Source organism: Massilia sp. 05N420 (genome assembly GCF_056397205.1).
Window position 1 is genome coordinate 50,452 of the sequence record NZ_JBFTMX010000018.1, and the last position, 25,370, is coordinate 75,821.

The 25,370-nt window shown below is 65.3% G+C and carries 28 protein-coding genes and 1 tRNA gene; 19 read left to right on the forward strand and 10 right to left on the reverse strand.

Translation table 11 applies throughout. The features are described from left to right. Positions 1-31: 31 nt before the first annotated feature. Genes AC1DIX_RS14630 through AC1DIX_RS14640 form a run of 3 tightly spaced genes read left to right on the forward strand, consistent with a single transcriptional unit; the run spans position 32 to position 1,971 of the window. Positions 32-487, forward strand: coding sequence for an FKBP-type peptidyl-prolyl cis-trans isomerase (locus AC1DIX_RS14630; protein WP_442123351.1), 456 nt, complete (start codon positions 32-34; stop codon positions 485-487). 3 nt (positions 488-490) lie between these two features. Further along, entirely contained in the window at positions 491-1,450 is a 960-nt protein-coding gene (gene ispH, locus AC1DIX_RS14635; protein WP_442123352.1) for a 4-hydroxy-3-methylbut-2-enyl diphosphate reductase, read from the forward strand. Between the two features lie 11 nt (positions 1,451-1,461). Continuing rightward, positions 1,462-1,971 (forward strand): adenine phosphoribosyltransferase, encoded by a 510-nt coding sequence (locus AC1DIX_RS14640; protein WP_442123353.1) that lies wholly within the window; start codon positions 1,462-1,464, stop codon positions 1,969-1,971. A 77-nt stretch (positions 1,972-2,048) separates the two neighbouring features. On the opposite strand, the gene AC1DIX_RS14645 is transcribed toward AC1DIX_RS14640, so the two are convergent. After that, entirely contained in the window at positions 2,049-3,464 is a 1,416-nt protein-coding gene (locus tag AC1DIX_RS14645; RefSeq protein WP_477325276.1) for an OmpP1/FadL family transporter, read from the reverse strand. A 209-nt stretch (positions 3,465-3,673) separates the two neighbouring features. Between AC1DIX_RS14645 and AC1DIX_RS14650 the strand changes: the two genes are divergently transcribed. From AC1DIX_RS14650 to AC1DIX_RS14665, 4 genes are read left to right on the forward strand one after another with little or no spacing between them, the layout of a single operon-like run. Then, complete coding sequence (locus AC1DIX_RS14650) at positions 3,674-4,603, forward strand: branched-chain amino acid ABC transporter permease (protein ID WP_442123355.1); 930 nt, start codon at positions 3,674-3,676, stop codon at positions 4,601-4,603. A gap of 17 nt (positions 4,604-4,620) precedes the next feature. Beyond that, entirely contained in the window at positions 4,621-5,829 is a 1,209-nt protein-coding gene (locus tag AC1DIX_RS14655) for an ABC transporter permease subunit (RefSeq protein WP_477325278.1), read from the forward strand. A gap of 8 nt (positions 5,830-5,837) precedes the next feature. Further along, entirely contained in the window at positions 5,838-6,608 is a 771-nt protein-coding gene (locus tag AC1DIX_RS14660; RefSeq protein WP_442123440.1) for an ABC transporter ATP-binding protein, read from the forward strand. Positions 6,609-6,622: 14 nt separating this feature from the next. Continuing rightward, positions 6,623-7,345, forward strand: coding sequence for an ABC transporter ATP-binding protein (locus AC1DIX_RS14665; protein WP_442123357.1), 723 nt, complete (start codon positions 6,623-6,625; stop codon positions 7,343-7,345). A gap of 117 nt (positions 7,346-7,462) precedes the next feature. On the opposite strand, the gene phaP is transcribed toward AC1DIX_RS14665, so the two are convergent. Continuing rightward, the gene (gene phaP, locus AC1DIX_RS14670) at positions 7,463-8,032 is read right to left on the reverse strand and encodes a TIGR01841 family phasin (protein ID WP_442123358.1); all 570 of its coding nucleotides are present in this window, start codon (positions 8,030-8,032) and stop codon (positions 7,463-7,465) included. A gap of 291 nt (positions 8,033-8,323) precedes the next feature. On the opposite strand from phaP, the gene AC1DIX_RS14675 reads away from it, so the two are divergent. From AC1DIX_RS14675 to pbpG, 3 genes are all read left to right on the forward strand, one after another. Next, on the forward strand, positions 8,324-9,268 hold the full coding sequence (locus AC1DIX_RS14675; protein WP_477325280.1) for a DMT family transporter: 945 nt from the start codon (positions 8,324-8,326) through the stop codon (positions 9,266-9,268). 16 nt (positions 9,269-9,284) lie between these two features. Continuing rightward, a complete protein-coding gene (locus AC1DIX_RS14680; protein ID WP_477325282.1) occupies positions 9,285-9,980 on the forward strand; it encodes a nitroreductase in 696 nt (231 codons plus the stop codon). Between the two features lie 167 nt (positions 9,981-10,147). Continuing rightward, positions 10,148-11,260 (forward strand): D-alanyl-D-alanine endopeptidase, encoded by a 1,113-nt coding sequence (gene pbpG, locus AC1DIX_RS14685; protein ID WP_477325284.1) that lies wholly within the window; start codon positions 10,148-10,150, stop codon positions 11,258-11,260. A gap of 52 nt (positions 11,261-11,312) precedes the next feature. Here the strand turns inward: pbpG and AC1DIX_RS14690 are convergent, their stop codons facing one another. Next, positions 11,313-12,089, reverse strand: a complete 777-nt coding sequence (locus tag AC1DIX_RS14690) for an IclR family transcriptional regulator (protein ID WP_442123362.1) — start codon at positions 12,087-12,089, stop codon at positions 11,313-11,315. Between the two features lie 118 nt (positions 12,090-12,207). Between AC1DIX_RS14690 and AC1DIX_RS14695 the strand changes: the two genes are divergently transcribed. The 7 genes from AC1DIX_RS14695 to AC1DIX_RS14725 all read left to right on the forward strand — a co-directional run bounded on the left by AC1DIX_RS14695 (position 12,208) and on the right by AC1DIX_RS14725 (position 18,015). Then, positions 12,208-12,594, forward strand: coding sequence for a diacylglycerol kinase (locus tag AC1DIX_RS14695; RefSeq protein ID WP_477252954.1), 387 nt, complete (start codon positions 12,208-12,210; stop codon positions 12,592-12,594). Between the two features lie 36 nt (positions 12,595-12,630). Next, the gene (locus AC1DIX_RS14700; RefSeq protein WP_477252952.1) at positions 12,631-13,269 is read left to right on the forward strand and encodes a peroxiredoxin; all 639 of its coding nucleotides are present in this window, start codon (positions 12,631-12,633) and stop codon (positions 13,267-13,269) included. A 104-nt stretch (positions 13,270-13,373) separates the two neighbouring features. Next, positions 13,374-14,147 carry a sulfite exporter TauE/SafE family protein gene (locus AC1DIX_RS14705; RefSeq protein ID WP_477252950.1) on the forward strand — a complete coding sequence of 258 codons (774 nt, stop codon included), beginning with the start codon at positions 13,374-13,376 and terminating at the stop codon, positions 14,145-14,147. Between the two features lie 114 nt (positions 14,148-14,261). Next, a complete protein-coding gene (gene cysT, locus AC1DIX_RS14710; protein WP_442123366.1) occupies positions 14,262-15,107 on the forward strand; it encodes a sulfate ABC transporter permease subunit CysT in 846 nt (281 codons plus the stop codon). Then, positions 15,108-16,016, forward strand: coding sequence for a sulfate ABC transporter permease subunit CysW (cysW, locus tag AC1DIX_RS14715; RefSeq protein ID WP_442123367.1), 909 nt, complete (start codon positions 15,108-15,110; stop codon positions 16,014-16,016). It abuts the gene before it with no gap. Beyond that, positions 16,013-17,086, forward strand: coding sequence for a sulfate/molybdate ABC transporter ATP-binding protein (locus tag AC1DIX_RS14720; protein ID WP_442123368.1), 1,074 nt, complete (start codon positions 16,013-16,015; stop codon positions 17,084-17,086). The genes cysW and AC1DIX_RS14720 overlap by 4 nt, the downstream gene beginning before the upstream one ends. After that, positions 17,083-18,015 (forward strand): CysB family HTH-type transcriptional regulator, encoded by a 933-nt coding sequence (locus AC1DIX_RS14725; RefSeq protein WP_442123369.1) that lies wholly within the window; start codon positions 17,083-17,085, stop codon positions 18,013-18,015. Before AC1DIX_RS14720 ends, AC1DIX_RS14725 begins: the two co-directional genes overlap by 4 nt. Before the next feature lie 92 nt (positions 18,016-18,107). Here the strand turns inward: AC1DIX_RS14725 and AC1DIX_RS14730 are convergent, their stop codons facing one another. The 5 genes from AC1DIX_RS14730 to AC1DIX_RS14750 all read right to left on the reverse strand — a co-directional run bounded on the left by AC1DIX_RS14730 (position 18,108) and on the right by AC1DIX_RS14750 (position 22,400). Next, positions 18,108-19,154, reverse strand: a complete 1,047-nt coding sequence (locus AC1DIX_RS14730; protein WP_442123370.1) for an aldo/keto reductase — start codon at positions 19,152-19,154, stop codon at positions 18,108-18,110. A gap of 10 nt (positions 19,155-19,164) precedes the next feature. After that, entirely contained in the window at positions 19,165-20,229 is a 1,065-nt protein-coding gene (locus tag AC1DIX_RS14735) for a quinone-dependent dihydroorotate dehydrogenase (RefSeq protein ID WP_477325286.1), read from the reverse strand. A gap of 65 nt (positions 20,230-20,294) precedes the next feature. Beyond that, positions 20,295-21,023: an arginyltransferase gene (locus AC1DIX_RS14740; protein WP_477252946.1), complete on the reverse strand. Its 729-nt coding sequence runs from the start codon at positions 21,021-21,023 to the stop codon at positions 20,295-20,297. A gap of 59 nt (positions 21,024-21,082) precedes the next feature. Next, on the reverse strand, positions 21,083-21,805 hold the full coding sequence (aat, locus tag AC1DIX_RS14745; protein WP_442123373.1) for a leucyl/phenylalanyl-tRNA--protein transferase: 723 nt from the start codon (positions 21,803-21,805) through the stop codon (positions 21,083-21,085). 13 nt (positions 21,806-21,818) lie between these two features. Next, positions 21,819-22,400, reverse strand: a complete 582-nt coding sequence (locus AC1DIX_RS14750; RefSeq protein ID WP_477325288.1) for an NUDIX hydrolase — start codon at positions 22,398-22,400, stop codon at positions 21,819-21,821. 172 nt (positions 22,401-22,572) lie between these two features. Here AC1DIX_RS14750 and AC1DIX_RS14755 point away from each other — a divergent pair. Continuing rightward, positions 22,573-22,649: transfer RNA gene (locus AC1DIX_RS14755), tRNA-Met, on the forward strand. A gap of 157 nt (positions 22,650-22,806) precedes the next feature. After that, positions 22,807-23,220 carry a T6SS immunity protein Tdi1 domain-containing protein gene (locus tag AC1DIX_RS14760; RefSeq protein WP_477325290.1) on the forward strand — a complete coding sequence of 138 codons (414 nt, stop codon included), beginning with the start codon at positions 22,807-22,809 and terminating at the stop codon, positions 23,218-23,220. Positions 23,221-23,247: 27 nt separating this feature from the next. Here the strand turns inward: AC1DIX_RS14760 and AC1DIX_RS14765 are convergent, their stop codons facing one another. Together AC1DIX_RS14765 and AC1DIX_RS14770 are read right to left on the reverse strand one after the other, a co-directional pair. Further along, a complete protein-coding gene (locus tag AC1DIX_RS14765; RefSeq protein WP_477325292.1) occupies positions 23,248-24,324 on the reverse strand; it encodes a hypothetical protein in 1,077 nt (358 codons plus the stop codon). Between the two features lie 9 nt (positions 24,325-24,333). Further along, the gene (locus AC1DIX_RS14770) at positions 24,334-25,344 is read right to left on the reverse strand and encodes a hypothetical protein (RefSeq protein WP_477325294.1); all 1,011 of its coding nucleotides are present in this window, start codon (positions 25,342-25,344) and stop codon (positions 24,334-24,336) included. Positions 25,345-25,370: the final 26 nt, after the last annotated feature.

Here is a 25,370-nt window from a genome sequence, read left to right on the forward strand (position 1 = left end):
TTTGCACGTTACGCACACGCACAATCCCGCAATGTCCACCACCAACGCTCCCATCGTCACCGAATCGGCTTACCTGACTCTGCATTATCGTCTCGCCACCGCCGACGGTACTGATATCGTCACAACCTTCGGCAGCACGCCGGCCACCCTGTTGCTGGGCCAGGGCCAGCTTGCGCCCTTCCTCGAACAGCGCCTGCTGGGCCTGGCGGAAGGCACGCACACGAGCTTCGAGCTGAGCGCCGCCGAAGGTTTCGGCGAGCGCAACCCGGAACTGATCCAGGCCGTGTCGAAGAAGACGCTGGACGACAACTCGGTGCCGGACGCCGATTACCAGGTCGGCGACCTGGTCGATTTCGCGGCGCCGGGCGGCGGCCGCTTCGCCGGCGTGCTGCTGCAGATGCGCGAAAACGACGCCCTGTTCGACTTCAACCACCCGCTGGCCGGCCAGCCGCTGAAGTTTGAAGTGCAACTCATTTCCGTACTCTAAGACATGGACAACGAAATCCTGTTAGCCCAGCCGCGCGGCTTCTGTGCCGGCGTCGACCGTGCAATCGAGATCGTCGAGCGTGCCCTGCAGCAGTTCGGCGCGCCCATCTACGTGCGCCATGAGATCGTGCACAACGCCTATGTCGTCAACGACCTGCGCAACAAGGGTGCGATCTTCATCGAGGACCTCGACGACGTCCCGGCGGGCAACACCCTCGTGTTCTCGGCCCACGGCGTGTCGAAGGCGGTGCGTGACGAAGCCGAATCGCGCGGCCTGAAAGTGTTCGATGCGACCTGTCCGCTGGTCACCAAGGTCCACGTCGAAGTCGCCAAGATGCGCAAGCAGGGCGCCGAGATCGTCATGATCGGCCACGCCGGCCACCCGGAAGTCGAGGGCACCATGGGCCAGGCGGAAGAGGGCATGCACCTGGTCGAGACGGTCGAGGACGTCGAGAAGCTGCAGGTCGCCAATCCGGACCTGCTCGCCTACGTGTCGCAGACCACGCTGTCGGTCGACGACACCGCCGAGATCATCGCCGCGCTGAAGAAGCGCTTCCCGAACATCATCGAGCCGAAGAAGGGCGACATCTGCTACGCCACCACCAACCGCCAGGAAGCCGTGAAGTTCCTGGCGCCCCAGGTCGAGGTCGTGGTCGTGGTCGGCAGCCCGAACAGCTCGAACTCGAACCGCCTGCGCGAGGTGGCCGAGAAGAAGGGTACCCCGGCCTATATGGTCGACAATGCTTCCGCCATCGATCCAGGCTGGATCGCCGGCAAGAAGCGCATCGGCGTGACCGCCGGCGCCTCGGCCCCGGAAGTGCTGGTGCAGGCCGTGATCGACCGCCTGAAGGAACTCGGCGCCGCCAGCGTGCGCGCCCTCGAAGGTGTGGAAGAGCACGTCACCTTCCCGCTGCCCAAGGGCCTGACCGGCGATCCGGCGGCTGACGCGTCGGCGGCGGCCTGAGCGGAAAGACGATGGCTTTCGATTCGATTCCGCTGGAGTTCTTCAAGGACTATCCTGAGCCGGGCGTCAATTTCATCGACGTCGGCTGCATCTTCGACAATCCGGTGCACTGGCAGGTTGCCATCGACACCCTGTACGAGCGCACCGCCGAGCTGCATTTCGACTTCATCGTCGCGATGGATGCGCGCGGCTTCATGATCGCCGGCGCGCTCGCCTACAAGCGGGCGATCGGTTTTGCGATGGCGCGCAAGCCCGGCAAGCTGCCGGGCGAGGCGATCAGCATCGAATACAGGCGCGAGTACGGCAGCGCCACCATCGAGATCCAGCCGGCCCGCATCAAGGGCGAGCGCGTGCTGATCGTCGACGACGTGCTGGCCACCGGCGGCACCATCGAGGCGGCGGCCAGCCTGCTGCGCCGGATGGACAAGGAAGTGGTGGGCGCGGCGGCCCTGTTCGACATCGCCTTCTTCCAGGACAAGCGCACCCTGACCATGCCGGTCATCACCCTGCGCGACGTGTAAATCCGCGCCCTGGCGGCGAAACCAAAAAAGCCGGCGTCCCCGCGAGGAGGCGCCGGCTTCGTTCATTCAGCGGCCGCTCAGAACTTGTAGCTGTAGGCCAGGCCGATCAGCTGCATATGGGTCTTCCAGGTGCCGCGCGTGGTCTCGCCGTTGCCGGTGCAGGCGGTGGCGACCGGGTTGCAGTTATTGGTATAGCTGCCCGGCGCATCCTTGAAGTCCAGCCAGGTGTAGGCCAGGTCGAGCGACGAGGCCGGGCCCAGCTTCCAGTTGGCGCCGAAGGACAGCTGCAGGCGGTCGGCGTCGGGCAGGGCGGCGTGGCGCAGTTCGGTGCTGCGTACCGGGGCGTCGTCATGCGCGATGCCGCCGCGCAGCGTCACGTTCTCGTTCAGCTTGTAGTTGGCGCCCAGGGCCACGCGCACCGTGTTCTTCCACTGCTGGCGGATCACCTCGTCGCCTTCGCCGGTGCCGACGAATTCGATGTCGATGTTCTGCATGCGCGAGTTGCGGGTCCAGGTCACGTCCGCCATGCCGGCCCACTTTTCGTCGAACTGGTGGAAGGCGTTCAGCGACAGGGTTTCCGGGGTGCGGATCTCGACGCGGGCGGCCGAGTTGGCGCGCCGCGCGGCCGCCTGCAGCACGCCGTTGACGACCTTGTCGCCGCTCACGGTCGAGAAGTCCCACACCGCGCCGCCCTTCAGCTCATGCTTGATCGAGGAGCGGTAGGCGATGCCGAAGCGGGTGTTCTGGTCCAGCGAGAACAGGTAGCCCAGGTTGAAGCCATAGCCCCAGTCCTTGCCTTCCACGCCCGCATGGGCGTCGCCGGCCGATGCCAGCGCGGCAGGGTTGCCGCCCATGGCCGCGATCTGGCGGGCCAGCGCGGCGCCGGTACCGGCGGCCTGGGCGGCCGCGATGGTGCCCGGCACGTCGACGGCCTGGCCCAGGCGGGCCTTCATGTATTCGATGTCGATGCCGAAGCCGAAGGCGTGCCGCTCATCGAGCTTGAACGCGACCGAGGGGTTCAGGTTGACGGATTCCAGCTTGATGTTGGTGAGCGAATAGCGGCCCGCCCAGTTGCTGTCGTAGTCCAGCTTGGTGCCGTAGGGGACGAAGATACCCAGGCCGGCGCTCCACTGGCCGTCGATCTTCTGGCTGTAGTACAGCGAAGGCCCGGCGACCACGCCCGGCGCGTAATCGTCCTGCGAAGACAGGCCGCCGGTGGGCGTGCGGGTGAAGCGGGTCGAGCCGGCATCCAGATAGCTCGAGTGCGGCACGACGGCGGTCACGCCGCCCATGATCTGCCTGCCTTCCAGGCGCGACAGGCCGGCCGGGTTGGCGAAGATGGTGGAGGCGTCGGCGGCTTCGGCGCCGTTGGCTTCCGCGGTGCCCTGGGAGGACACGCTCTGGGAGCCGAAGCGGTAGCCGGAGGCGGCGGCGGTGGCGGAGGCGCCGGCCAGGGCCACGGCGACCATCAGGGTCAGGTATTTTTGTTTCAAGTAAGTCTCGCTGATTGTTGTATTGACTATGCGCGGCCCCGGCATGGGTATGGCTGAGGTCGCGAGGCGCGGAGCATACTACAGACGGCAAATTTGTGACGGCGGCATGGCATTTTTTTCATGCGTGGGTCATGGATGTAATATGATGATGTCGCTCGGAAATGTGGTCTGCCGCCGCGCGGCGCAACAAGAGAAAGAGAAAACCCACGATGGAAACTTTTATCCAGCAGATCCTGAACGGACTGGTGCTGGGCAGCATGTATGCGCTGATCGCGCTCGGCTACACCATGGTGTACGGCGTGCTGAACCTGATTAACTTTGCCCACGGCGACGTGCTGATGATCGGTGCCATGGTCGGCCTGAGCATCCTGAAATTCCTCGACGCCAGCTTCCCCGGCATGGCCGGCGGACTGCAGCTGGCGATCGCCATCGTCGGCGCGATCCCGGTGGCGATGCTGGTCAACGTGCTGATCGAACGCATCGCCTACCGCCGCCTGCGCAACGCGCCGCGCCTGGCGCCCCTGATTACCGCGATCGGCGTCTCGATCCTGCTGCAGACGATCGCGATGATGATCTGGGGCCGCAGCCCGCTGCCTTTCCCGCAGCTGCTGTCCTCGGAACCGATCATGGTCGGCGGCGCCGTCATCTCGCAGACCCAGGTGCTGCTGCTGGTGCTGGCCGCTTGCGCCATGATGGGCCTGGTGTTCCTGGTCGAGAAGACCAAGATGGGCCGCGCGATGCGCGCCGTCGCCGAGAACCCGCGCGTGGCCGGCCTGATGGGCGTGGATTCGAACCGCGTCGTCGTCACCACCTTCGCCATCGGCGCGGCCCTGGCCGCCGTCGCCGGGGTGATGTGGGGCGCCAACTATGCGTCGATCCAGTTCGCGATGGGCACGGTGCCGGGCATGAAGGCCTTCTCGGCCGCGGTGCTGGGTGGCATCGGCAATATCTATGGCGCGATGATCGGCGGGATCGTTCTCGGCATCATCGAGAGCCTGGGCGCCGGCTATATCGGCGACCTGACCGGCGGCTTCCTCGGCAGTAACTACCAGGACATCTTCGCCTTCATCGTGCTGATCCTGGTGCTGACCGTGCGCCCGTCCGGCATCATGGGCGAACGCGTGGCCGACCGCGCCTGAGGAAAGGAAACGACAACATGGCTCTCCTGACCTTCGACACCGCCGACAAACCGCGCCAGGCCTATGCCAGCATGGCCATCCTGCTGGCGGTGATGCTCGTCTTCCCCTTCGTCGCCAGCCAGTTCGGCAACTCCTGGGTGCGCATCCTCGACATGGCCCTGCTGTACATCATGCTGGCGCTGGGCCTGAACATCGTGGTCGGCTTCGCCGGCCTGCTCGACCTCGGCTACATCGCCTTCTTCGCGGTCGGCGCCTACCTCACCGGCCTGATGGCTTCGCCCCAGTTTGCCTCGCTGCTGGAATCGGTCGTCAACTATTCGCCGGCGCTGGGCGATTCGCTGACGGTGCTGTTCGGCGAGAGCATTCGCACCGACGGCATCCACCTGTCGGTGTGGGCGATCGTGCCGCTGGCGGCCCTCGTGGCGGGACTGTTCGGCGCGCTGCTCGGCGCCCCGACCCTGAAGCTGCGCGGCGACTACCTGGCCATCGTGACCCTCGGCTTCGGCGAGATCATCCGGATCTTCATGAACAACCTGAACGATCCGATCAATTTCACCAACGGTCCGCAGGGCATCAACCTGATCGATCCGATCCGCATCTTCGGCGTGTCGCTGGCGGGCAAGGCGGGCTCGCGCGCCACGGTCTATATCGGCGGGCTCAAGCTGCCGTCGGTGAACGCCTACTATTTCCTGTTCCTGCTGCTGTGCATCGTCACCATCTTCATGACCAGCCGCCTCCAGCATTCGCGCCTGGGCCGCGCCTGGGTGGCGATCCGCGAGGACGAGATCGCCGCCAAGGCGATGGGCATCAACACCCGCAACGTCAAGCTGCTGGCGTTCTCGATGGGCGCCTCCTTCGGCGGCGTGGCCGGCGCCATGTTCGCGGCCTTCCAGGGCTTCATCTCGCCGGAATCCTTCTCCTTCACCGAATCGATCGCCGTGCTGGCGATGGTGGTGCTGGGCGGTATCGGCCACATCCCCGGCGTGGTGATGGGCGGCGTGCTGCTGGCGGCGCTGCCGGAAGTGTTGCGCCACGTGGTCGAGCCGGCCCAGCGCACCCTGTTCGGCAAGGTGCTGATCGAGGCGGAAGTGCTGCGCCAGCTGCTGTACGGCCTGGCGATGGTGGTCATCATGCTGTACCGCCCGGCCGGTCTGTGGCCGTCGCCGCGCAAGGAAGACCGTCCGGCCGCGGCGCTCGCGAAAGCAGAAGCGGAGGAGGCGGCATGAGCGCGACCATGACGACTGCGCTGCTGAACATCTCCGGCGTCAACAAGCGCTTCGGCGGCCTGCAGGCCCTGACCGACGTCGGCATCCGCATCGAGCAGGGCCAGATCTATGGCCTTATCGGCCCGAACGGCGCCGGCAAGACCACCTTCTTCAACGTCATCACCGGCCTCTACCAGCCGGATACCGGCAGCTTCGAGCTGGGCGGCAAGCCCTACTCGCCGTCGGCGCCGCACGAGGTGGCGAAGGCCGGCATCGCCCGCACCTTCCAGAACATCCGCCTGTTCGGCGAGATGACGGCGCTGGAGAACGTGATGGTCGGACGCCACGTGCGCACCCGCCAGGGCGTGATCGGCGCCATCCTGCGCCACAAGGCGGCGCGTCTCGAAGAAGCGGCGATCCGCGCCAGGGCCCAGGAATTGCTGGACTTCGTCGGCATCGGCCAGTTCGCGAGCCGCACCGCGCGCTATCTGTCCTACGGCGACCAGCGCCGCCTCGAGATTGCCCGCGCGCTGGCCACCGAACCGCGCCTGCTGGCGCTGGACGAGCCGGCGGCCGGCATGAACGCGACCGAGAAGCTGGCGCTGCGCGAGCTGCTGGTGAAGATCCAGGCCGCCGGCGTCACCATCCTGCTGATCGAGCACGACGTCAAGCTCATGATGGGCCTGTGCGACCGCATCTCGGTGCTGGAATACGGCAAGCTGATCGCGGAAGGCCTGCCGGCCGAGATCCAGAAGAACAAGGCGGTGATCGAGGCTTACCTCGGCACCGGCTCAGTGTGAAAAGATAGTCATTGATGAGCGAGAACATTCTTAAAATTGCCGGCCTCAAGGTCGCCTACGGCGGCATCAAGGCCGTCAAGGGCATCGACCTCGAGGTCAATCGCGGCGAGCTGGTGACCCTGATCGGCGCCAACGGCGCGGGCAAGACCACCACCCTGAAAGCCATCACCGGCACCCTGCCGGCCTGCAAGGTCGAAGGCAGCGTGTCCTACCTCGGCCAGCCTCTCGGCAGCGCCAAGTCCTTCAAGCTGGTGCAGAACAAGCTGGCGATGGTGCCGGAAGGTCGGGGCGTGTTCACCCGCATGAGCATCCACGAAAACCTGCTGATGGGCGCCTACACCCGCGACGACAAGGCCGGGATCGAGGCCGACATCGACAAGTGGTACACGGTATTCCCGCGCCTGAAAGAGCGCGCGAACCAGCTGGCCGGCACCCTGTCCGGCGGCGAGCAGCAGATGCTGGCGATGGCGCGCGCCCTGATGTGCCATCCGACCCTGCTGCTGCTGGACGAGCCCTCGATGGGCCTGTCGCCGATCATGGTCGAGAAGATCTTCGAGGTGATCCGCAACGTGTCTTCCCAGGGCATTACCGTGCTGCTGGTGGAACAGAACGCACGGCTGGCGCTGCAGGCTGCCAGCCGTGCCTATGTGATGGAGTCGGGGGCGATTACCATGATGGGGAATGCGGCGGACATGTTGAATGATCCGCGGGTGCAGGCGGCTTACCTGGGCGAATGATCTGCTTCTACGTATAGGGAATGACGCAGCATAAGCTCGCGGGATGACGGCAGAAAAACAACGGCCCGGACCGCTCACGCAGTCCGGGCCGTTCTTTTGCCAAACGGCAAAAATTAATCAGGCAGCGTTGGCAGCGCCGTTGGCGGCCTTGCCGGCAGCCTGGGTGAACTGCGACACGGCGGCGTTCAGGTTCGACTCGATCGCTTCAGCGGCCTGCTTGGTGGTCTTGGTGAACTGCTCGTAACCGGCGTTGGCGTTGCTGATGGCGGTTTTCAGGGCTGACACATAGGTCTCGGAACCGGCCGGGGCGTTCTTGGTCACTTCGTCGACCAGCGAGATCACCTTGCGGTTGACTTCGGCGAACTGGCTTTCGGCGGCGCGCGAGAACTCGGCGCCGGTGTCGGCGGCGATGGCGGCAACCTGGCGGCTGTACGACAGGGCTTTTTCAGCGTTCGGCTGGGCCTGGGCGGCGGTCACCGAAAAGAATTCCTGCGGATCCTTGGCGGCCAGCAGCTGACGTGCGGTTGCCGACGAATTTTCCAGCGCGGTCTTGGCGGTGTTGATGTTCAGGTCCACCAGCTTTTCCATGCCCTCGAAAGTCTTGGAGGTCAGGGCCGTCAGCAGGGCGAATTGGGAATCCAGATTAGCTTTGGTCGCGTTCGAAAACTGCTCGGGGAATGCAAACATGTAGTTCTCCAGTATTGGACAAATATTGAACTTGGGYGGACCCGGATGTTGCTCGGATGCATGCTAGCAGCGTTCTGAACCTCTTTTGTGCGCCGCAACATAATTCGATTTTACCGGGTTCCGATTATGCGTCAAGCACTTTTGATGCGGCGCACAACAGAAAGTGCTTGTTTTGAGTTATATCAATGCATGCAATCGTTTGCGTGGCATTCCGTTTGCACGGATACAACAATCGAGCTTGCAACTGGGCGGCCGGCCGCGACCCGGACAGCATGCTAGACTGGCAATCCGATGACCCCCGACACCTCTTCCGATACCGCCGCCACGCCGCCCGCCCAGGCTTCAACGGTCCCGTCCGCATCGCCGGCGCGCGCCGCCTGGCTGTCGCCGGTGCCGCTGTTCTTCGTCGTCCTCTGGAGTACCGGCTTCATCGCGGCCAAGTACGGCCTGCCGTATGCGCCACCGCTGAGTTTCCTGATCCTGCGCTGCGTGGGCGCGATACTGGTCCTGCTGCCGTTGGTGCTGCTGAGCCGGGCGCCATGGCCGCACGGACGTATCCTGCACGTGGCCGTCGCCGGGCTGCTGCTGCAGGCCGGCTACCTGGGCGGGGTCTGGAGCGCGATCAAGATCGGCATGCCGGCCGGGCTGTCGGCCCTGATCGTCGGCCTGCAACCGATCCTGACCGCCTTTGCCGCGCCCCTGGTCGGCGAACGGGTTAGCGCGCGCCAGTGGCTGGGCCTGCTGCTCGGCCTGGGCGGCGTGGCCCTGGTCGTCTACGCCAAGATCAGCCTGAACGGCCTGGCGCCCACGGCCATCGGCTTCTGCGTGCTGGCGCTGCTGTCGATCACCTGCGGCACCCTGTACCAGAAACGCTTTTGCCCGCACTTCGACCTGCGCACCGGCACCCTGATCCAGTTCACGGCCAGCGCCCTGCTGCTGCTGCCGCCCGCGGTGGCGCTGGAAGGTTTCGGCCCCTCGCTCGGCAACGTGCACTGGACCCCGCAGTTCCTCGGCGCGCTGCTGTGGTCCATCTTCGCGCTGTCGATCGGCGCCATCTTCCTCTTGTTCCGCCTTATCAGCCGCAACGACGCCACCAAGGTCACCAGCCTGCTCTACCTGACCCCGCCGACCACGGCCGTGATGGCCTGGCTGATGTTCGGCGAAGCGTTGAGCCCGCTCGGACTGGTGGGCATGGCGGTCGCGGTGATGGGCGTGGCCTTCGTCGTCAAAAAATAATCCAAGGAGATTTTCCATGATCACCAGCCCACAGCAACAGGCCGTCGACGCGGCCATCACCACGCGCCGTTCGATCCGCGCCTACCTGGACACCCCGGTCGCGCGCGAAGACGTCGAAGCCATCCTCGAGGTCGCGTCGCGCGCGCCGTCCGGCACGAATACCCAGCCCTGGAAAGTCTACGTGCTGACCGGCGAAGCCAAGGAGCGCCTGGGCAACGCGATCCTCRACGCCTACCGCGACCCCCAGCAGGCGAAGGAACACTCCGAGGAATACGCCTACTATCCGCGCGAATGGGTCTCGCCCTTCATCGACCGGCGCCGCAAGGTCGGCTGGGACCTGTACTCGCTGCTGGGCCTGACGCGCGAGAACAAGGCCGGGATGGCGGCCCAGCATGGCCGCAACTACCGCTTCTTCGACGCACCGGTCGGCCTGCTGTTCACGATCGACCGCGTGATGGAGCAGGGCTCCTGGCTCGACTACGGTATGTTCCTGCAGAACATCATGGTGGCGGCGCGCGGACGCGGCCTCGACACCTGTCCGCAGGCGGCTTTTACCCAGTTCCACCGCATCATTGCCGGGCAACTGGGCTTGCCGGACAATGAAATGCTGGTCTGCGGCATGGCGCTCGGTTTCGCCGATCCGGCCAAGATCGAGAACAGCCTGGTAACGGAACGCGAGCCGGTATCCAGCTTCGTGCGCTTCATCGACTAGTTCGGTATACTGATGCGGCAAGCTGTTGAATTATCAAGAGATTTCTACAACGTGAGAAAAATTGCGTTGTAGCAAAATGAGAGCGCAGGTGTTACATTCCTTGCGCTTCACTCGTGTTTCGCTACACTGCATTGTGTGCTCTTCAGTTCGCGTTCAAGGATTTTCAGATGCTCAAGCTCGCGTTGGCTGCCGCCATTTCCATGATGTTCCTGCTTGAACCCTCGCAAGCCATGGCCGGCACCAAGCACAAGGGACACACGGTAAGCACCAAGCGGGTGAAACACCCGCCCAAGCGCACCGACCTCGCCAAGTCCATCGCCGCCGAGAACCGCGAGCAGATGGTGCGCCGGATCGAGATGGTGCACGGCAAGCGCAGGGTGGTCTACCAGCGCGTGCGCCGCGCCGCGCCGGCCATCGCCTTCCTCAGCGCCGGCGACCTGGCCGGCCTGGCCAAGACCCACGATCCGCTCGAGCTGCGCTCCTCGGTCGCCTATGTGATGGACCAGGCCAGCTCGGAAGTGCTGTTCGAAAAGAATTCCACCGTCGCCCTGCCGATCGCCTCGATCACCAAGCTGATGACCGGCCTGCTGGTAGTCCAGGCCCAGCAAAGCCTGGACGAGGTGCTGACCATCACCGATGCCGACGTCGACAAGCACAAGTTCACGACCTCGCGCCTGCCCGTCGGCACCCGCATGACGCGCGGCAACCTGCTGCACATTGCCCTGATGAGCTCGGAAAACCGCGCCGCCGCCGCACTCGGCCGCAACTATCCAGGCGGTATCAATGCCTTCGTCGATGCGATGAATGCCAAGGCGAAAGAACTCGGCATGAACGACACGCATTATGTGGATTCGAGCGGCCTGTCGAGCCAGAACGTGTCGAGCGCGCGCGACCTGGCCAAGCTGGTCATGACGGCCCACCACGAACCGCTGCTGCGCCAGTACACGACGGATCCGAACTACGTGGTCGAAGCCAGCGGCCGCCGCATGCAGTACCACAACACCAACTATCTGGTGGCCATGCCGGACTGGAACATCGGCCTGCAGAAGACCGGCTTCATCAACGAAGCGGGGCGCTGCCTGGTGATGCAGGCCATGATCCAGGGCCGCAACGTGGTCATGGTGTTCCTGGATTCGAAAGGGAAGCAGTCGCGGACCGCGGACGCGGGACGGATGCGCAAGTGGCTGGAGGCATTGAAGCCGGCGGCGATTCCGGCGTCGGCTGCGGCTGGGGTGCCGGTGACGGTGTCGGCGGTGGTGCCGGGGACGACTGCGCAGTAATGCTGACCGCTAACTTGTAAACGTCGTCCCCGCGCAGGCGGGAACGACGGGCCTATGAAACCCGATGCCCCAGCGTCGCCGAAATCTGCGCCGCCGTGTTCACCAGATCTTCCAGCCACTCATCCTGCAGCCGGTCCGCCGGCGCCGAGATCGACAGGCCCGCGACCAGCTTGCCGCTGTCGTCGTGGATGCCGGCTGCCATGCAGCGCACGCCCAGTTCCAGTTCCTCGTTGTCGCGCGCATAGCCGCGCGAGCGCACCAGCGCCAGTTCGCGTTCCAGGCGGCCGAGGTCGGTGATCGAGTTCTTGTTGTGGCCGGCGAGGCCGGTGCGGGTCGCGTAGGCGCGGATCGCCTTCGGATCGTCGATCGACAGGAACAGCTTGCCGGTCGAGGTCAGGTGCAGCGGGCCGCGGCCGCCGATGGCGCGCACCACCTGCATGCCGGAGCGCTCGGAGAAGGCGCGGTCGATGTAGACGATCTCGTCGCCCTGGCGGACCGACAGGTTGACCGTCTGGCGGGTCTTGTTGTGCAGGGCGCGCATCAGGTCGACCGCCGCTTCGCGCACCGACAGCCGGCTCTTTACCACATTGCCCAGTTCCAGCAGGCGCATGCCGAGGCGGTAGGTGCCGGGCTCGACGCGGTCGACGAAGCGCGTCACGACCATGTCGTTGAGGATCCGGTGCGCGGTCGAGGGGTGCAGGCCGGATACTTTCGACAATTCCTTCAGGCTCACGGGGTCCGTATAGCTGGCCAGGACGTCGAGCAGGGCAACCATGCGTTCGATCACCTGGATGGAAGTTTTCGCCGGTTCGAGAGTTTCCATTTTCATGTTGTGCTTGCTGCGGTGCGGTATATTTCTCTACTTTATACCATAATGTGAAAATTGTGTTTAACGCGTTGTTTCGGAGTGGGGCATAATGCCAATCCTGCAAGCAATCACGACACCCATGGATCAACCAAGCAGCGAGTTCAAGAGCAAGGGCGGACTGGCGCGGATCGCCGGCGCTTTCCGTTATTCGATCGAAGGCTTCAAGACGGCCTGGCGGCATGAGCATGCTTTCCGCCAGGAACTGATGGTGGCGGTGCCGGCGGCGATCGTCGCGCTCTTGCTGCCGGTGTCCGCCTTCCAGAAGCTGGCCCTGATCGCGGTGCTCGGACTGGTATTGCTGGTGGAGCTGATCAACGCCGCCATCGAGGCGGTGGTCGACCGTGTGTCGCTGGAGCGCCATCCGCTGTCCAAGGCCGCCAAGGACCTGGGCAGCGCGGCGGTGGCACTGGCGATCACGATGGCTGCCGCGACCTGGGCCGTGGTCTTGTACAACCGCTTTTTTTGACCGCAGTTTCAGTCCCTTAACCTGAAGGAGATCAGCATGACTTTACGCCTGGGCGACACCGCTCCCGATTTCGAGCAGGACTCCACCATTGGCCGCATCCGCTTCCACGACTGGGCGGGCGATTCCTGGGTGGTACTGTTCTCGCACCCGGCCGACTTCACGCCGGTGTGCACGACCGAGCTGGGCCTGACCGCAAAACTGAAGCCGGAATTCGACAAGCGCAACGTCAAGGCCATCGCCCTGTCGGTCGACCCGGCCGAGCAGCACAAGGCCTGGATCAAGGATATCGAGGAAACCCAGCAGACCGTGGTCGGCTTCCCGATCATCGCCGATGCGGACAAATCGGTCTCCGAGCTGTACGACATGATCCACCCGAACCAGTCGGCCACCGCCACCGTGCGCTCGCTGTTCGTGATCGACCCGGCCAAGAAAGTGCGCCTGATCATCACCTACCCGATGAGCACCGGCCGCAACTTCGACGAAGTCCTGCGCGTGATCGACGCCCTGCAGCTGACCGACGGCTACACCGTCGCGACCCCGGGCAACTGGAAGGATGGCGACGACGTCATCATCCCGCTGACCATCCAGGATCCGGAACAGCTCAAGCAGAAATACCCGAAAGGCTATTCGGCGCCGCGTCCTTACCTGCGCCTCACCCCGCAGCCGAACAAGTAATGCTCCCCGTGCCCATGCGCAAGGCTTGCATAAGCAAAGAAGTAATCTGTTGTTTGCTTTACGGTTGAGGCACTTTACCCTTGGAGCCAATCTGGGGGTAAAGCATGTCCTTAACGTATATCCTGTCGGGGTTCGCCGTCGGTTTGCTGGTCGGAATGACCGGCGTCGGCGGCGGCTCGCTGATGACGCCGCTCCTGACGCTGCTGTTCGGCGTCACGCCGTCGGTGGCCGTCGGTACCGACCTCGCCTTCGCCTCGCTCACCAAGAGCGCCGGCACCATCACCCACCGCAAGCGCGGTAACGTCCAGTGGCACATCGTCGGCCGCCTGTGCATGGGCGCGCTGCCCGCCGCACTGCTGGCCACCCTGGCCCTGCAATACCTCGGTCCCCTGAACGCCGCCATCGGCCAGGTGATCCGCTATTCGATCGCCGTCTCCGTGCTGCTGACCGTGGTGGCGATCCTGTTCCGCACCCGCATGCTGGCCTGGGTCCACGCCAGACCCGGGCGCCAGCTGCAGGGCAGGAGCCTGGCGGCCGCCACCATCGCCGCCGGCGCCATCCTCGGCACCCTGGTCACCGTGTCCTCGATCGGCGCCGGTGCGATCGGCGCCACCCTGCTGGTGATGCTGTATCCGAAGCTGAGCCCGGCGGAAGTCGCGGGCACCGACATCGCCTATGCCGTGCCGCTGACCGCGATCGCCGCCTTCGGCCACTGGTGGCTGGGCTCGATCAACTGGATGCTGCTGGTGACCCTGCTGGTCGGTTCGGTACCGGGCATCACCCTCGGTTCCTGGGCCGCGAAGGCGGTGCCGGAAGGCTTCCTGCGCGGTTTGCTGGCGATGACCCTGGCCGGGGTGGCGCTGAAGCTGATCTACTGAGGCGGCGGCCTCATACCGAAATCTTCTATACAAATAGAAAATGCTTCGTTTGTAATATGTAATTCGCGTGCAATTATGGCGCCCTATTAGAAGAAATTGTAATAAGGCCCTTCCATGAATACGCTAGTGACCAGCCGCAGCAGCGCCAACCGGGTGATTCCCGGCTTCGGGCTGTCGCTCGGCTTCACGATCTTCTACTTGGCGCTGATCGTGCTGATCCCGCTGTCGGCGATCTTCCTGAAAACCTTCACCATGAGCTGGGACGCGTTCTGGAACGCCGTCACCTCGGAACGCGTGATGGCTTCCTACCGCCTGAGCTTCGGCGCGGCCCTGATCGGCGCCGCCATCAACGTCGTATTCGGCGGCATCGTCGCCTGGGTGCTGGTGCGCTACCAGTTTCCCGGCAAGCGCTTCATCGACGCCCTGGTCGACCTGCCGTTCGCGCTGCCGACCGCGGTGGCCGGCATCACCCTGACCGCCCTCTATTCGAGCAACGGCTGGATCGGCAAATACCTGGAACCGCTCGGCATCAAGGTCGCCTTCACCCCGCTGGGCGTGGTGGTGGCGCTGACCTTCATCGGGCTGCCCTTCGTGGTGCGCACCGTGCAGCCGGTGCTGGAAGACGCCGAACGCGAGCTGGAAGAGGCCGCCGCCAGCCTGGGCGCCAGCCCCTGGCAGACCTTCACCCGCGTGATCCTGCCGGGCATCGTGCCGGCGCTGCTGACCGGCTTCGCGCTGGCCTTCGCGCGCGCCACCGGCGAATACGGCTCGGTCGTCTTCATCGCCGGCAACATGCCGATGGTCTCGGAGATCACGCCGCTGTTCATCATCACCAAGCTGGAGCAGTACGACTACACCGGCGCCACCGCGATCGCCGTGGTCATGCTGGTCGCGTCCTTCCTCCTCCTGCTGGCCATCAATCTGCTGCAGGCCTGGGCACGCAAACGGGCGGGCAAGTAAATGAGCGCAGTCCTCGACGACATCAAACCGGCCGACGCGGCCGCCGCACGGGCGCCGCGCAAGGCCACCAATACCCTTGAGCCGGGCTGGGTGCGCTACGCATTGATCACGGTGGCGCTGCTGTTCCTGACCCTGTTCCTGTTCGTGCCCCTGGTGGCCGTGTTCGCCGAAGCGCTGAAGAACGGCTGGTCCACCTACAAGGAAGCGATCCTCGATCCGGACGCGCTGTCGGCCATCAAGCTGACCCTGATCGCGGCCCTCATCTCGGTGCCGCTGAACCTGGTGTTCGGCGTGGCAGCGGCCTGGGCCATCGCCAAGTTCGACTTCCGCGGCAAGAGCATCCTGCTGACCTTGATCGACCTGCCGTTCTCGGTCTCGCCCGTGATCGCCGGCCTGATCTACGTGCTGATGTTCGGTTCCCAGGGCTGGTTCGGCCCCTGGCTGATGGACCACGACATCAAGATCCTGTTCGCGGTGCCGGGCATCGTGCTGGCGACCGTCTTCATTACCTTCCCCTTCGTGGCGCGCGAGCTGATCCCGCTGATGCAGGCCCAGGGCAGCGAGGAAGAAGAGGCGGCGCTGGTGCTGGGCGCGTCCGGCTGGGCGACCTTTCGCCGCGTGACCCTCCCCAACATCAAGTGGGGCCTGCTGTACGGCGTGATCCTGTGTAATGCCCGCGCGATGGGCGAGTTCGGCGCCGTGTCCGTGGTGTCGGGCCACATCCGCGGCGAGACCAACACCATGCCGCTGCAGGTCGAGATCCTCTACAACGAATACAACTTCACGGCGGCGTTCGCGATCGCCTCGCTGCTGGCCCTGCTGGCCCTGGTCACGCTGGCGGTGAAATCCTTTATCGAATGGCGCTTGCATCAAAGCCGCAAAGCCAACATTTCGGAGCAATCGGCATGACGATCGAAGTCCAACACATCCGCAAGCAGTTCGGCCAGTTCACGGCCCTGGATGACGTTTCCCTGCAGTTCGCGGACGGCGAGCTGACCGCGCTGCTCGGGCCTTCCGGCTGCGGCAAGACCACGCTGCTGCGCATCATCGCCGGCCTGGAGTTTCCGGACGCCGGCCGCGTGCTGCTGGACGGCGCCGATGCCTCCGCCAGCCACGTGCGCGAGCGCCAGGTCGGCTTCGTGTTCCAGCACTATGCGCTGTTCAAGCACATGACGGTGTTCGAGAACGTCGCGTTTGGCTTAAGGGTGAAACCGCGCAAGGAACGCCCGAGCGAAGCCCAGATCCGCGAGAAAGTGAAAAAGCTGCTCGAACTGGTGCAGCTCGACTGGATCGCCGACCGCTATCCGCCGCAACTGTCCGGCGGCCAGCGCCAGCGTATTGCCCTGGCCCGTGCCCTTGCCGTGGAGCCGCGCGTGCTGCTGCTCGACGAACCCTTCGGCGCGCTGGACGCCAAGGTGCGCAAGGAACTGCGCCGCTGGCTGCGCCAGCTGCACGACGAACTGCACGTGACCTCGATCTTCGTCACCCACGACCAGGAAGAAGCGCTGGAAGTGGCCGACCAGGTGGTCCTGATGAACAAGGGCCGCGTCGAACAGCTCGGTACGCCGGACGCCGTCTACAACCAGCCGGCTTCGCCCTTCGTCTACGGCTTCCTGGGCAACGTCAACCTCTTCCACGGCCGCGTCAACGACGGCGTGCTGGCCAGCGGCGATGCGAAGTTCCATGCGCCCCAGTATGCCGGCGTGCAGAACGGCGAGGGCATCGCCTATGTGCGTCCGCACGACCTCGAGGTCGAGCGCTTCGTGCCGGGCGGCGAGGGCGTGCCGGTCAAGCTGCGCCGCGCGCATGCGATCGGCCCGCTGGCCCAGCTCGATCTGGAGCGCGCCGACAATGCTCAATTGATCGAAGCAGTGATACCAAATGAGCAGTTCCGCGCGCTCAATCTGCGCGACGGCGAGACCCTGCTGGTGAAGCCGCGCCGCATGCACGTTTTCGTCGATCAGGGTGAGGGAATATGAACTTTCAGCAGCTGCGTTCGGTGCGCGAGGCGGCGCGCCGCAATTTCAACCTGACCGATGTGGCGAACGCCCTGTTCACCTCGCAGCCCGGGGTGTCGCGCCAGATCCGCGAGCTCGAGGACGAGCTGGGCGTGGTCATCTTCGAGCGCAACGGCAAGCGCCTGACCGGCATGACGGATCCCGGCAAGGGCATCCTCAAGATCATCGAGCGCCTGCTGGTCGAGGCCGAGAACCTGCAGCAGGCCAGCAGCGAGTACGCGGCCCAGGACAGCGGCACGCTCACCGTCGCCGTCACCCACACCCAGGCCCGCTATGCGCTGCCGCAGGTGGTACAGGCCTTCCGCACCAGCTTCCCCGGCGTGCGCATCGCCTTGCAGCAGAGCGCGCCGGACCACATCGCCGAATGGGTGCTCTCGGGCCGCGCCGACATCGGCATCGCCACCGAGGGCCTGTCGACCTTCCCCGACCTGGTCTCCTTCCCGTGCTACCGCTGGAGCCACCTGGTGGTGGTGCCGGACGGCCATCCGCTGCTGCAGAAAAGCCCGATCAAGCTGGCCGACCTGGCCGAGTATCCCCTGATCACCTACGACGTCGGCTTCACCGGCCGCGGCCACATCGACGCCGCCTTCGCGGCCGCCGGCGTGAATCCGGACATCGTCCTCACCGCCATGGATTCGGACGTGATCAAGCAGTATGTGTCGCTGGGGATGGGGGTCGGTATCGTCGCTTCGATGGCCTTCGACCATGGACGTGACCGCGGGCTGCGGGCGATCGAGTCCTCACACCTGTTTGCGCCGAATGTGACCCGGCTGGCGGTGCGCAAGGGGGCTTACCTGCGGGCGTATGCGTATGACTTCATCGAGCGGTTTGCCCAGGGCTTTACGCGGGCGGATATCGAGCGGGCGCTGCATCCCGTCGTGGCGGAATAGTTACCGCCGTCATTCCCGCGCAGGCGGGAATCCAGGTTCGGTGGTCGGCTGCCAACCTGGGTCCCCGCCTGCGCGGGGACGACGGTCAGAAGTTACTGGCCGGGATTTGTATACCGCCCATGAATCTCATCGATCGCCTTCATCACTTCGACCGGCAAGACGGTGCTCTCCGCATCGATGTTCTCCTTCAGCTGCGCCAGCGTGGTCGCCCCGATGATGGTCGACCCCACGAACCAGCGCGAATGGCACCACGCCAGCGACATCTGCGCAGGGCTCAATCCGTTGGCACGCGCCAGTTCCGCATATTCCTTCACTGCCGCGAACACGGCCGGACGCAAGTAGCGCGGGCTCCAGGTCGGCGGATAGATCGTGAGGCGGCCGCGTGCCTGCGGGTTGTCGACGTACTTGGCGCTCAGCTGGCCGAAGGCGAGGGGGCTGTAGGCCAGCAGGCTCACGTCTTCGCGGTAGCAGACTTCGTCCAGCAGCGTGGTTTCGAAGGCGCGCGCGGTCAGGTTGTACAGATTCTGGATGGTGGCGATGCGCGGCAGGCCCTTCATCTCGGCCTGTTTGATGTACTCGCACACGCCCCACGGGCTCTCGTTCGACACCCCGATGTGGCGGATCTTGCCTTCCTTGATGAGTTCGCCCAGCACGGCCAGCGTGTCCTCGATCGGCACACCGGCGCGTTCCTTCTTCGGCTCGAACTGGTTGGCGCCGAAGATCGGCACGTTGCGGCTCGGCCAGTGCAGCTGGTAGAGGTCGATGTAGTCGGTCTGCAGGCGCTTCAGGCTCTCGTCGACGGCGGCGCGGATGTTGTTCGCATCCAGGTTGTGCCGGCCGCCGCGGATCCAGGTCTGGTTCGCGTTCGGGCCGGCGGCCTTGGTGGCCAGCACGACCTGGCCGCGCTTGCCGGATTTCCTGAGCCAGCTGCCGATGAAGCGTTCGGTCGAGCCCTGGGTGCCGGCGCTGGGCGGTACCGGGTACATCTCGGCGGTGTCGATGAAGTTGATGCCGCGTTCGAGTGCGTAGTCGAGCTGGCTATGCGCGTCGGCTTCGGTGTTCTGTTCGCCGAAGGTCATGGTGCCGAGGCAGACGCGGGAGACGGTGAGGTCGGTGCGGCCGAGTTTGTTCGTCTTCATTCGGATCCTTTCAGCTTGCGCGGCTGAGCACCGGGTTCTGCTCCCTGAGCGCGTCCGCACACTCCTTCACCAGCCCCGGCCCACGGTAGATCAGTCCGCTGTACAACTGCACCAGCTGGGCGCCGGCCGCGATCTTGGCCTTGGCGTCGCGGCCGCTCAGGATGCCGCCCACGCCAATGATCGGGACCGCATCGCCGACTTCCTTCTTGAGCGCGCGGATCACGATGTTCGACAGGTCGAACACGGGGGCGCCGGACAGGCCGCCCTGCTGGTTGGCGTGGCGGAGGTTCTCGACGTCGCGGCGGCCGAGCGTGGTGTTGGTGGCGATCACGCCGTCGATGCCGTGGCGCAGCAGGGCCGCGCCGATGTCGCGGATCTGGTCGGCGTCGACGTCGGGCGCGATCTTCAGGGCCAGCGGCACGTAGCGGCCGTGCTCGTCGGCCAGGCGCGACTGCTCGCCCTTGAGCTGGCCCAGCAGGGCGTCGAGTTCGGAGGCGCCCTGCAACTGGCGCAGGTTCTTGGTGTTCGGCGACGAGATGTTCACCGTCACGTAGCTGGCGTAAGGGTAGACCTTGCGCAGGCAGTGCAGGTAGTCCTCGGCGGCGCGTTCGATCGGGGTGTCGGCGTTCTTGCCGATGTTCAGGCCGAGCACGCCCTGCTGCTCCAGGTAGAAGCGCGAAGCGCGCACGTTGGCGACGAAGGCGTCGACGCCGCCGTTGTTGAAGCCCATGCGGTTGATGATGGCGCGCGCGGCGGGCAGGCGGAAGATGCGCGGCTTCGGATTGCCGGCCTGCGGGCGCGGCGTCACGGTGCCGACTTCGATCGAGCCGAAGCCCAGGGCCGCCAGGCCGTCGATATAGGCGCCGTCCTTGTCGAGGCCGGCGGCCAGGCCGACCGGGTTCGGGAAGGTGATGCCCATCACGGTGCGCGGGTCGGGCCTGGGCTTCCTGACCAGGCCGGTCAGGCCGAGCGCGTGCGCGCGGCGCAAGGCGGGCAGGGTCAGGTTGTGGGCCGTTTCGGGATCGAGGGAAAACAGCAGCGGGCGGGCGAGGGCGTACAAGAGTTTGTCGGACATGGCTGGCCAAAAGTGAGTTGCCGACATTCTACCTTGTACGGGTGGGTCTGGCGCACCGCCCGGGGTCAGGGTTCCAGCACGCCCCACACGCCGTCGATGCGCGCCTCCAGCGGCCGGAAATTGATCTTGTACGCCATCTTGGGGCTCTGTTCGATCCAGTAGCCCAGGTAGACGTAGGGCAGGCCCAGCTCGCGCGCCTGCTCGATCTGCCACATCACGTTGAAGGTGCCGAAGGAAGCGCCCTCGACGTCGGGATCGAAGAAGGTATAGACCGATGACAGGCCGTCGGAGAGCACGTCGATGATCGACACCATCCGCAGCGTGCCGTCCGGCTCGCGGAACTCCACCAGGCGCGTATTCACGCGGCTCTGCAGCAGGAACTGGGCGTACTGGTCGCGGCTGTCCTGGTCCATGCCGCCGCCGACGTGGCGGGTGGTCTGGTAGCGCAGGTAGAGCGCATAGTGCTCGTCCGAGAACGACAGGTTGGCCACCATCGCGGACAGGTCCGCGTGGCGCTTCCAGGCGCGGCGCTGGCTGCGGTTGGGCGCGAAGTCGTTGACGGCCACGCGCACGGGGATGCAGGCGCGGCAGCCGTCGCAGTAGGGCCGGTAAGTAAAGATCCCGCTGCGGCGGAAACCGTTGCGCACCAGTTCCGAATACACGTCCGCGTTGATCAGGTGCGAAGGCGTGGCGACCTGCGAGCGCGCCTGGCGCGCGTCGAGGTAGCTGCACGGATAGGGCGCCGTGGTATAGAACTGCAGCGTGGAAAAGGGCAAGTCATTTAAGTGCGTCATGCAATGCTCTCGAGACGACGTGTTTGACCCATTGTAGCCAAAGACGGCGCGGCGCACCGTTAGGTGGTCAACGGTGACGTAACTTCCCACCTCTCGATGGGGGGCTCGGCGATCGCCTGCCGCAGGTGGTCGAGGAAGACCTTGCGCGGAATCGGGAAGGCGCCGAGCGAGGCCAGGTGGCCGGTCTCCTGCTGGCAGTCGAGCATGCGTACGCCATGGCTGCGCAGGAAAGCGACCAGGTAGGCCAGCGCCACCTTGGAGGCGTCGGACACGCGCGCGAACATCGACTCGCCGTAGAACATGCGGCCGATGCAGACGCCATAGGCGCCGCCGACAAGTTCGCCGTCCAGCCACACTTCCGCCGAATGCGCGTAACCCATCCGGTGAAGGCCGGTATAGCCGGCGATGATGTCTTCGGAGATCCAGGTGCCGGGCCCGTCCTTGCGCGGCGCGGCGCAGGAGCGCATCACGGATTCGAAGGCGCTGTCGAAGCGCACCACCCACGGGCCGTCCTCGCAGCGCGAACGTTCGACCTTGCGCAGGGTCTTTTTGAGGCTGTCGGAAATCTTGAAGTGGTCGGTGTACAGCACCATGCGCGGATCGGTGCTCCACCACAGGATGGGCTGGCCTTCCGAGAACCAGGGGAAGATGCCGTTGCGGTAGGCCTGCAGCAGGCGCTGGGGCGAGAGGTCGGCGCCGGCCGCGAGCAGGCCGGGCGCGTCGGTGGTCAACGCTTCGGATACGTCGGGGAACGGCGTATTTGCCTCGAGCCAGGGAATCATGGTGCGGGATGGGTCAATCGGGTTCGACGGGGGCTCGCATCGGCCTCGTGATGTCGCGGCTGTGAAAACCGTAGCTGCCGCCTTCGAGCACCTTGCGACGGTCGGCGAAGAACAGCTCCAGCGTGGTGCGGATGGTCGGGAAGGCCAGCTCGTCCCAGGGGATCTCGTGTTCGGCGTACAGCTGCACGTCCAGACTCTCGATGCCGGGCGCGAAATCCAGGTCGAGCAGGCGCGCCAGGTAGAACAGGTGGACCTGGTGCACGTGGGCGACGTTGAGCAGGGTGAACAGGTCGCCGAGTTCGACGTTGGCGCCGGCTTCCTCCTCGGTCTCGCGCACCGCGGCCTGGCCGGTGGTCTCTTCGTTTTCCATGAAGCCGGCCGGCAGCGTCCAGTAGCCGTAGCGCGGCTCGATCGCGCGCTTGCACAGCAGTACCTTGAGTTCGCCGTCCTGTTCCCAGACAGGAATCGAGCCGATCACCATCTTCGGGTTCTGGTAATGGATGGTGCCGCATTGGGTGCACACGTAGCGCGGACGGTTGTCGCCTTCGGGGATGGCCACCGTCACCGGATGGGCGCACTCGGAGCAGAATTTCATGAAAAAAGTAGGTAGTAACGTTGCCCTTACTTTACCACCGTATCGTGCCGGCTGTGCCGCAATCCGTACGCGCTGCGAGGCCCCATGCAGGCAGCTTATGCCGCCCCCGGCCCGGCAAACCGGACCGGCATTGCGCAAATGGCCGGAGCTGCGTATAATACGAACCATCAGACGCGGGGTGGAGCAGTCTGGCAGCTCGTCGGGCTCATAACCCGAAGGTCACAGGTTCAAATCCTGTCCCCGCAACCAGATTCCAAGGCCGTTGATCCTGTTCAGGATCAGCGGCCTTTTCATTTTCCCTGCCGGCCCCGGCAGCGCCTGAAGCGCCTCAATCCCCATCTCCTTCGCCGCAACCCCTGCGGCCCAGTCCGGTCGAAGACATGTCGGCCGAATGCGGAGTCTTTCGATGATAACTGTGGACGAGATTAACGAAGCCTGGGGCTGGACCGGCCTGAACGCCGTGGAAGTGCTCGGGGAGAATGCCTTCGGCAACCTGATCATCCGCGACGACGAGGACCGCTACTGGCGCCTGTCGCCGCAGGACCTGTGCTGCGAACCGGTGGCCGAAGACCGCGCCGCCCTCGATGCCCTGTCGTATAACCAGGAATTCCTGAACGACTGGTATATGCCCGAACAGGTGCGCCTGGCCGAATCCACGCTGGGTCCGCTCAGCGCCGGCCGCAAGTACTGCCTCAAGATACCGAGCGCGCTGGGCGGCCATTACGGGCGCGACAACCTGGCCACCGTGCCCTTGTCCGAACTGATCCGCTTCGCCGGCGAAGGCGCCCAGCAGTTCGACGGCCTGCCGCGCTGGAAGTGAGCAGCCGCACGGAGGCTGCGAACACACTTAGAAGTCCTTCAGGAATCCCACCTGGAACAGGTCGCGGTCGTCGGTCTGGCGGAAGGTCTTGACCCGGTTGAAGTTCGCGAACACGCGCGCGTGGCGCGACACGGCGTGCTCGGCCTGGAAGGTGATCAGCAGGTTGCCGTGGGTGATGTTGTCGTCGCGCCGGTTGCGGGCGACATAGGGGCCGAGTCCGGCGCTGATCGCGAAGCGCGGCGTGACCCGCTGCACGTAGAACAACTGGGCGGCCACGCCGCGGCGATCGACCCGGGCGCCGTCGTCGCCTTCGAACAGGAACTTGCCGGACACGGCCCAGTGCTCCATGCGCTCGCCCAGGTAGCGGCGCGCTTCCAGCACGGCGGCCAGGGCGGCGTCGGTGCCGGACATATTGGTGATCGAGTTGCCGCCCGAGATGCCGAACCAGGTCTGGCCGTCGGCGGGGTCGGTTTCGGGATCGGCTTCCGAGCGGCCGAACTGGCGGCCGATGCCGATCATCAGCGCATCGGAGCGGTGCACATTGCGCATCTGTACGTGGTTGTAGCCGATGCGCAGGTGGGTGCCTTGCGGCATGAAGTTCAGCGGCAGCCGCAGGCCCACGCTGGCCAGCGCGCCGACGTTGGCGTCGTCGATCTGGCGGCCGTCGATGACGGTCGTGTTCATGCTCAGGTAGGGGCCGATGCCCAGCTCGATGGCACTGCCCGCGCCCAGCTGGCGCACCATCAGCCATTGCACGGCGAAACCGTCGCGGTGGTTGTTGTCCGGATGGCCTTCGTTGTAATGGACGAAGTCGATTCGTTCGCTGAGCGTGTCCGGCAGGGGCGAACCGAACAGGGTGCGCTGCTGGCGTCCCGCGCGAACCTCGAAGGTGCGTCCGCGCATCCAGACGTTACCCTCGGCATTGCCGCCTTGGATGCGGCCGTTGCCGAATATCGCCGACAGGTAGGCGCCGTGGTCGTCCGGGGCATCGGTGATGTCGGTCGGTGCGTTCTGGGTACGTTGAGCGCTCTGGGCCTGGGCGGGGCTGGCGCATGCGAGCAGCATGGCGAGCAGGGAAACGGATAAGGTCGGTTTAATGTTCATGACCTAAGTTTAATACCGCTTGCGTATCCCCACCAGAAACAGATCGCGGTCGTCCATCCGGACAAAGGTTTTTACGCGTCCGAAGTCGAAAAAGACCTGGATATCGCGCGACAGGGCGCGCTCGGCCTGCAGGCTGATCAGGAGGTTGCCGCGCACCGGGGCGTCGGTCTGGTCGCGCTCGCGGCGGTTCCTGGCGAAATACGGACCGATTCCTGCGCTCATCGAAAAGCCCGACGTGACTTCCTGCACGTAGCGGAGCTGGCCCGCCAGGCCGCGCCGGTCGACGCGGCTGCCGTCGCTGCCTTCCAACAGGATCCGCGCCGACCAGGCCCAGTGCACGGCGCCGTGGTCGAGGTCGCGGCCGGCATCGAGCACGGTGACGCGGCCGGTGGCGGTGCCGGGCATGCTGGTGACCGCTGCGCCGCCCGACACGCCGAACCAGAGCGGCGTGGACGCTTCGCGGATCGGCCCCTGCGCAACCGGCCCGAACTGGCGGGCGACGCCGAGCATCAGGGCATCCGAGCGGTGCACGCCCGGCATCTGGGCATGGTTGAAGCCCAGGCGCACATACGTTCCCTCCGGCGCGGAGAACAGCCGCATGCGCAGCGCCGCGCTGAGCAGCAGGCCCCAGCGGGTATCGTCGAGCTGGCGGCCGTCGAGGAAGGTCGTGTTCATGCTCAGGTAGGGGCCGACGCCGAACTCGGCGGACATCCGCTCGCCGGCGCGCCAGACACCCGCCCATTGCAGGGCGAAGCCGTCGCGGTGATTGTTGTCGGGGTGGCCTTCGTTGTAGTAGACGACGTCGATGCGGCTGCCGGCAGCCTCGTTCAGCGGCCGGCCGATGCGCAGTTCGCCGGCGCGGCTGCGCATCCAGCGGTTGCCGACGGCCTGGCCGCCCTCGATGCGGCCGCCGCCGTGCTGCACCGAAAGATAAGTGCCGCTGTCGGCCGTCTCATCGCCGGCCTTGGCGCTGCCGGCCCAGGCCAGCAGCAGTACGCAGATGCATGCTCGTGCTTTCATTCCCGACCCCCGTAGCTGACGACCTC

Excerpts from the sequence above, each read along its gene's own strand:
- AC1DIX_RS14740 (WP_477252946.1), bottom strand. The coding sequence starts at position 21,023 with ATGACGCACTTAAATGACTTGCCCTTTTCCACGCTGCAGTTCTATACC.
- ispH (WP_442123352.1), top strand. The coding sequence starts at position 491 with ATGGACAACGAAATCCTGTTAGCCCAGCCGCGCGGCTTCTGTGCCGGC.
- aat (WP_442123373.1), bottom strand. The coding sequence starts at position 21,805 with ATGATTCCCTGGCTCGAGGCAAATACGCCGTTCCCCGACGTATCCGAA.
- AC1DIX_RS14630 (WP_442123351.1), top strand. The coding sequence starts at position 32 with ATGTCCACCACCAACGCTCCCATCGTCACCGAATCGGCTTACCTGACT.
- AC1DIX_RS14750 (WP_477325288.1), bottom strand. The coding sequence starts at position 22,400 with ATGAAATTCTGCTCCGAGTGCGCCCATCCGGTGACGGTGGCCATCCCC.
- AC1DIX_RS14735 (WP_477325286.1), bottom strand. The coding sequence starts at position 20,229 with ATGTCCGACAAACTCTTGTACGCCCTCGCCCGCCCGCTGCTGTTTTCC.
- pbpG (WP_477325284.1), top strand. The coding sequence starts at position 10,148 with ATGCTCAAGCTCGCGTTGGCTGCCGCCATTTCCATGATGTTCCTGCTT.
- AC1DIX_RS14675 (WP_477325280.1), top strand. The coding sequence starts at position 8,324 with ATGACCCCCGACACCTCTTCCGATACCGCCGCCACGCCGCCCGCCCAG.
- AC1DIX_RS14730 (WP_442123370.1), bottom strand. The coding sequence starts at position 19,154 with ATGAAGACGAACAAACTCGGCCGCACCGACCTCACCGTCTCCCGCGTC.
- AC1DIX_RS14765 (WP_477325292.1), bottom strand. The coding sequence starts at position 24,324 with ATGAACATTAAACCGACCTTATCCGTTTCCCTGCTCGCCATGCTGCTC.
- AC1DIX_RS14690 (WP_442123362.1), bottom strand. The coding sequence starts at position 12,089 with ATGAAAATGGAAACTCTCGAACCGGCGAAAACTTCCATCCAGGTGATC.
- phaP (WP_442123358.1), bottom strand. The coding sequence starts at position 8,032 with ATGTTTGCATTCCCCGAGCAGTTTTCGAACGCGACCAAAGCTAATCTG.
- cysW (WP_442123367.1), top strand. The coding sequence starts at position 15,108 with ATGAGCGCAGTCCTCGACGACATCAAACCGGCCGACGCGGCCGCCGCA.
- AC1DIX_RS14640 (WP_442123353.1), top strand. The coding sequence starts at position 1,462 with ATGGCTTTCGATTCGATTCCGCTGGAGTTCTTCAAGGACTATCCTGAG.
- cysT (WP_442123366.1), top strand. The coding sequence starts at position 14,262 with ATGAATACGCTAGTGACCAGCCGCAGCAGCGCCAACCGGGTGATTCCC.
- AC1DIX_RS14655 (WP_477325278.1), top strand. The coding sequence starts at position 4,621 with ATGGCTCTCCTGACCTTCGACACCGCCGACAAACCGCGCCAGGCCTAT.
- AC1DIX_RS14695 (WP_477252954.1), top strand. The coding sequence starts at position 12,208 with ATGGATCAACCAAGCAGCGAGTTCAAGAGCAAGGGCGGACTGGCGCGG.
- AC1DIX_RS14650 (WP_442123355.1), top strand. The coding sequence starts at position 3,674 with ATGGAAACTTTTATCCAGCAGATCCTGAACGGACTGGTGCTGGGCAGC.
- AC1DIX_RS14665 (WP_442123357.1), top strand. The coding sequence starts at position 6,623 with ATGAGCGAGAACATTCTTAAAATTGCCGGCCTCAAGGTCGCCTACGGC.
- AC1DIX_RS14760 (WP_477325290.1), top strand. The coding sequence starts at position 22,807 with ATGATAACTGTGGACGAGATTAACGAAGCCTGGGGCTGGACCGGCCTG.
- AC1DIX_RS14720 (WP_442123368.1), top strand. The coding sequence starts at position 16,013 with ATGACGATCGAAGTCCAACACATCCGCAAGCAGTTCGGCCAGTTCACG.
- AC1DIX_RS14700 (WP_477252952.1), top strand. The coding sequence starts at position 12,631 with ATGACTTTACGCCTGGGCGACACCGCTCCCGATTTCGAGCAGGACTCC.
- AC1DIX_RS14770 (WP_477325294.1), bottom strand. The coding sequence starts at position 25,344 with ATGAAAGCACGAGCATGCATCTGCGTACTGCTGCTGGCCTGGGCCGGC.
- AC1DIX_RS14705 (WP_477252950.1), top strand. The coding sequence starts at position 13,374 with ATGTCCTTAACGTATATCCTGTCGGGGTTCGCCGTCGGTTTGCTGGTC.
- AC1DIX_RS14725 (WP_442123369.1), top strand. The coding sequence starts at position 17,083 with ATGAACTTTCAGCAGCTGCGTTCGGTGCGCGAGGCGGCGCGCCGCAAT.
- AC1DIX_RS14660 (WP_442123440.1), top strand. The coding sequence starts at position 5,838 with ATGACGACTGCGCTGCTGAACATCTCCGGCGTCAACAAGCGCTTCGGC.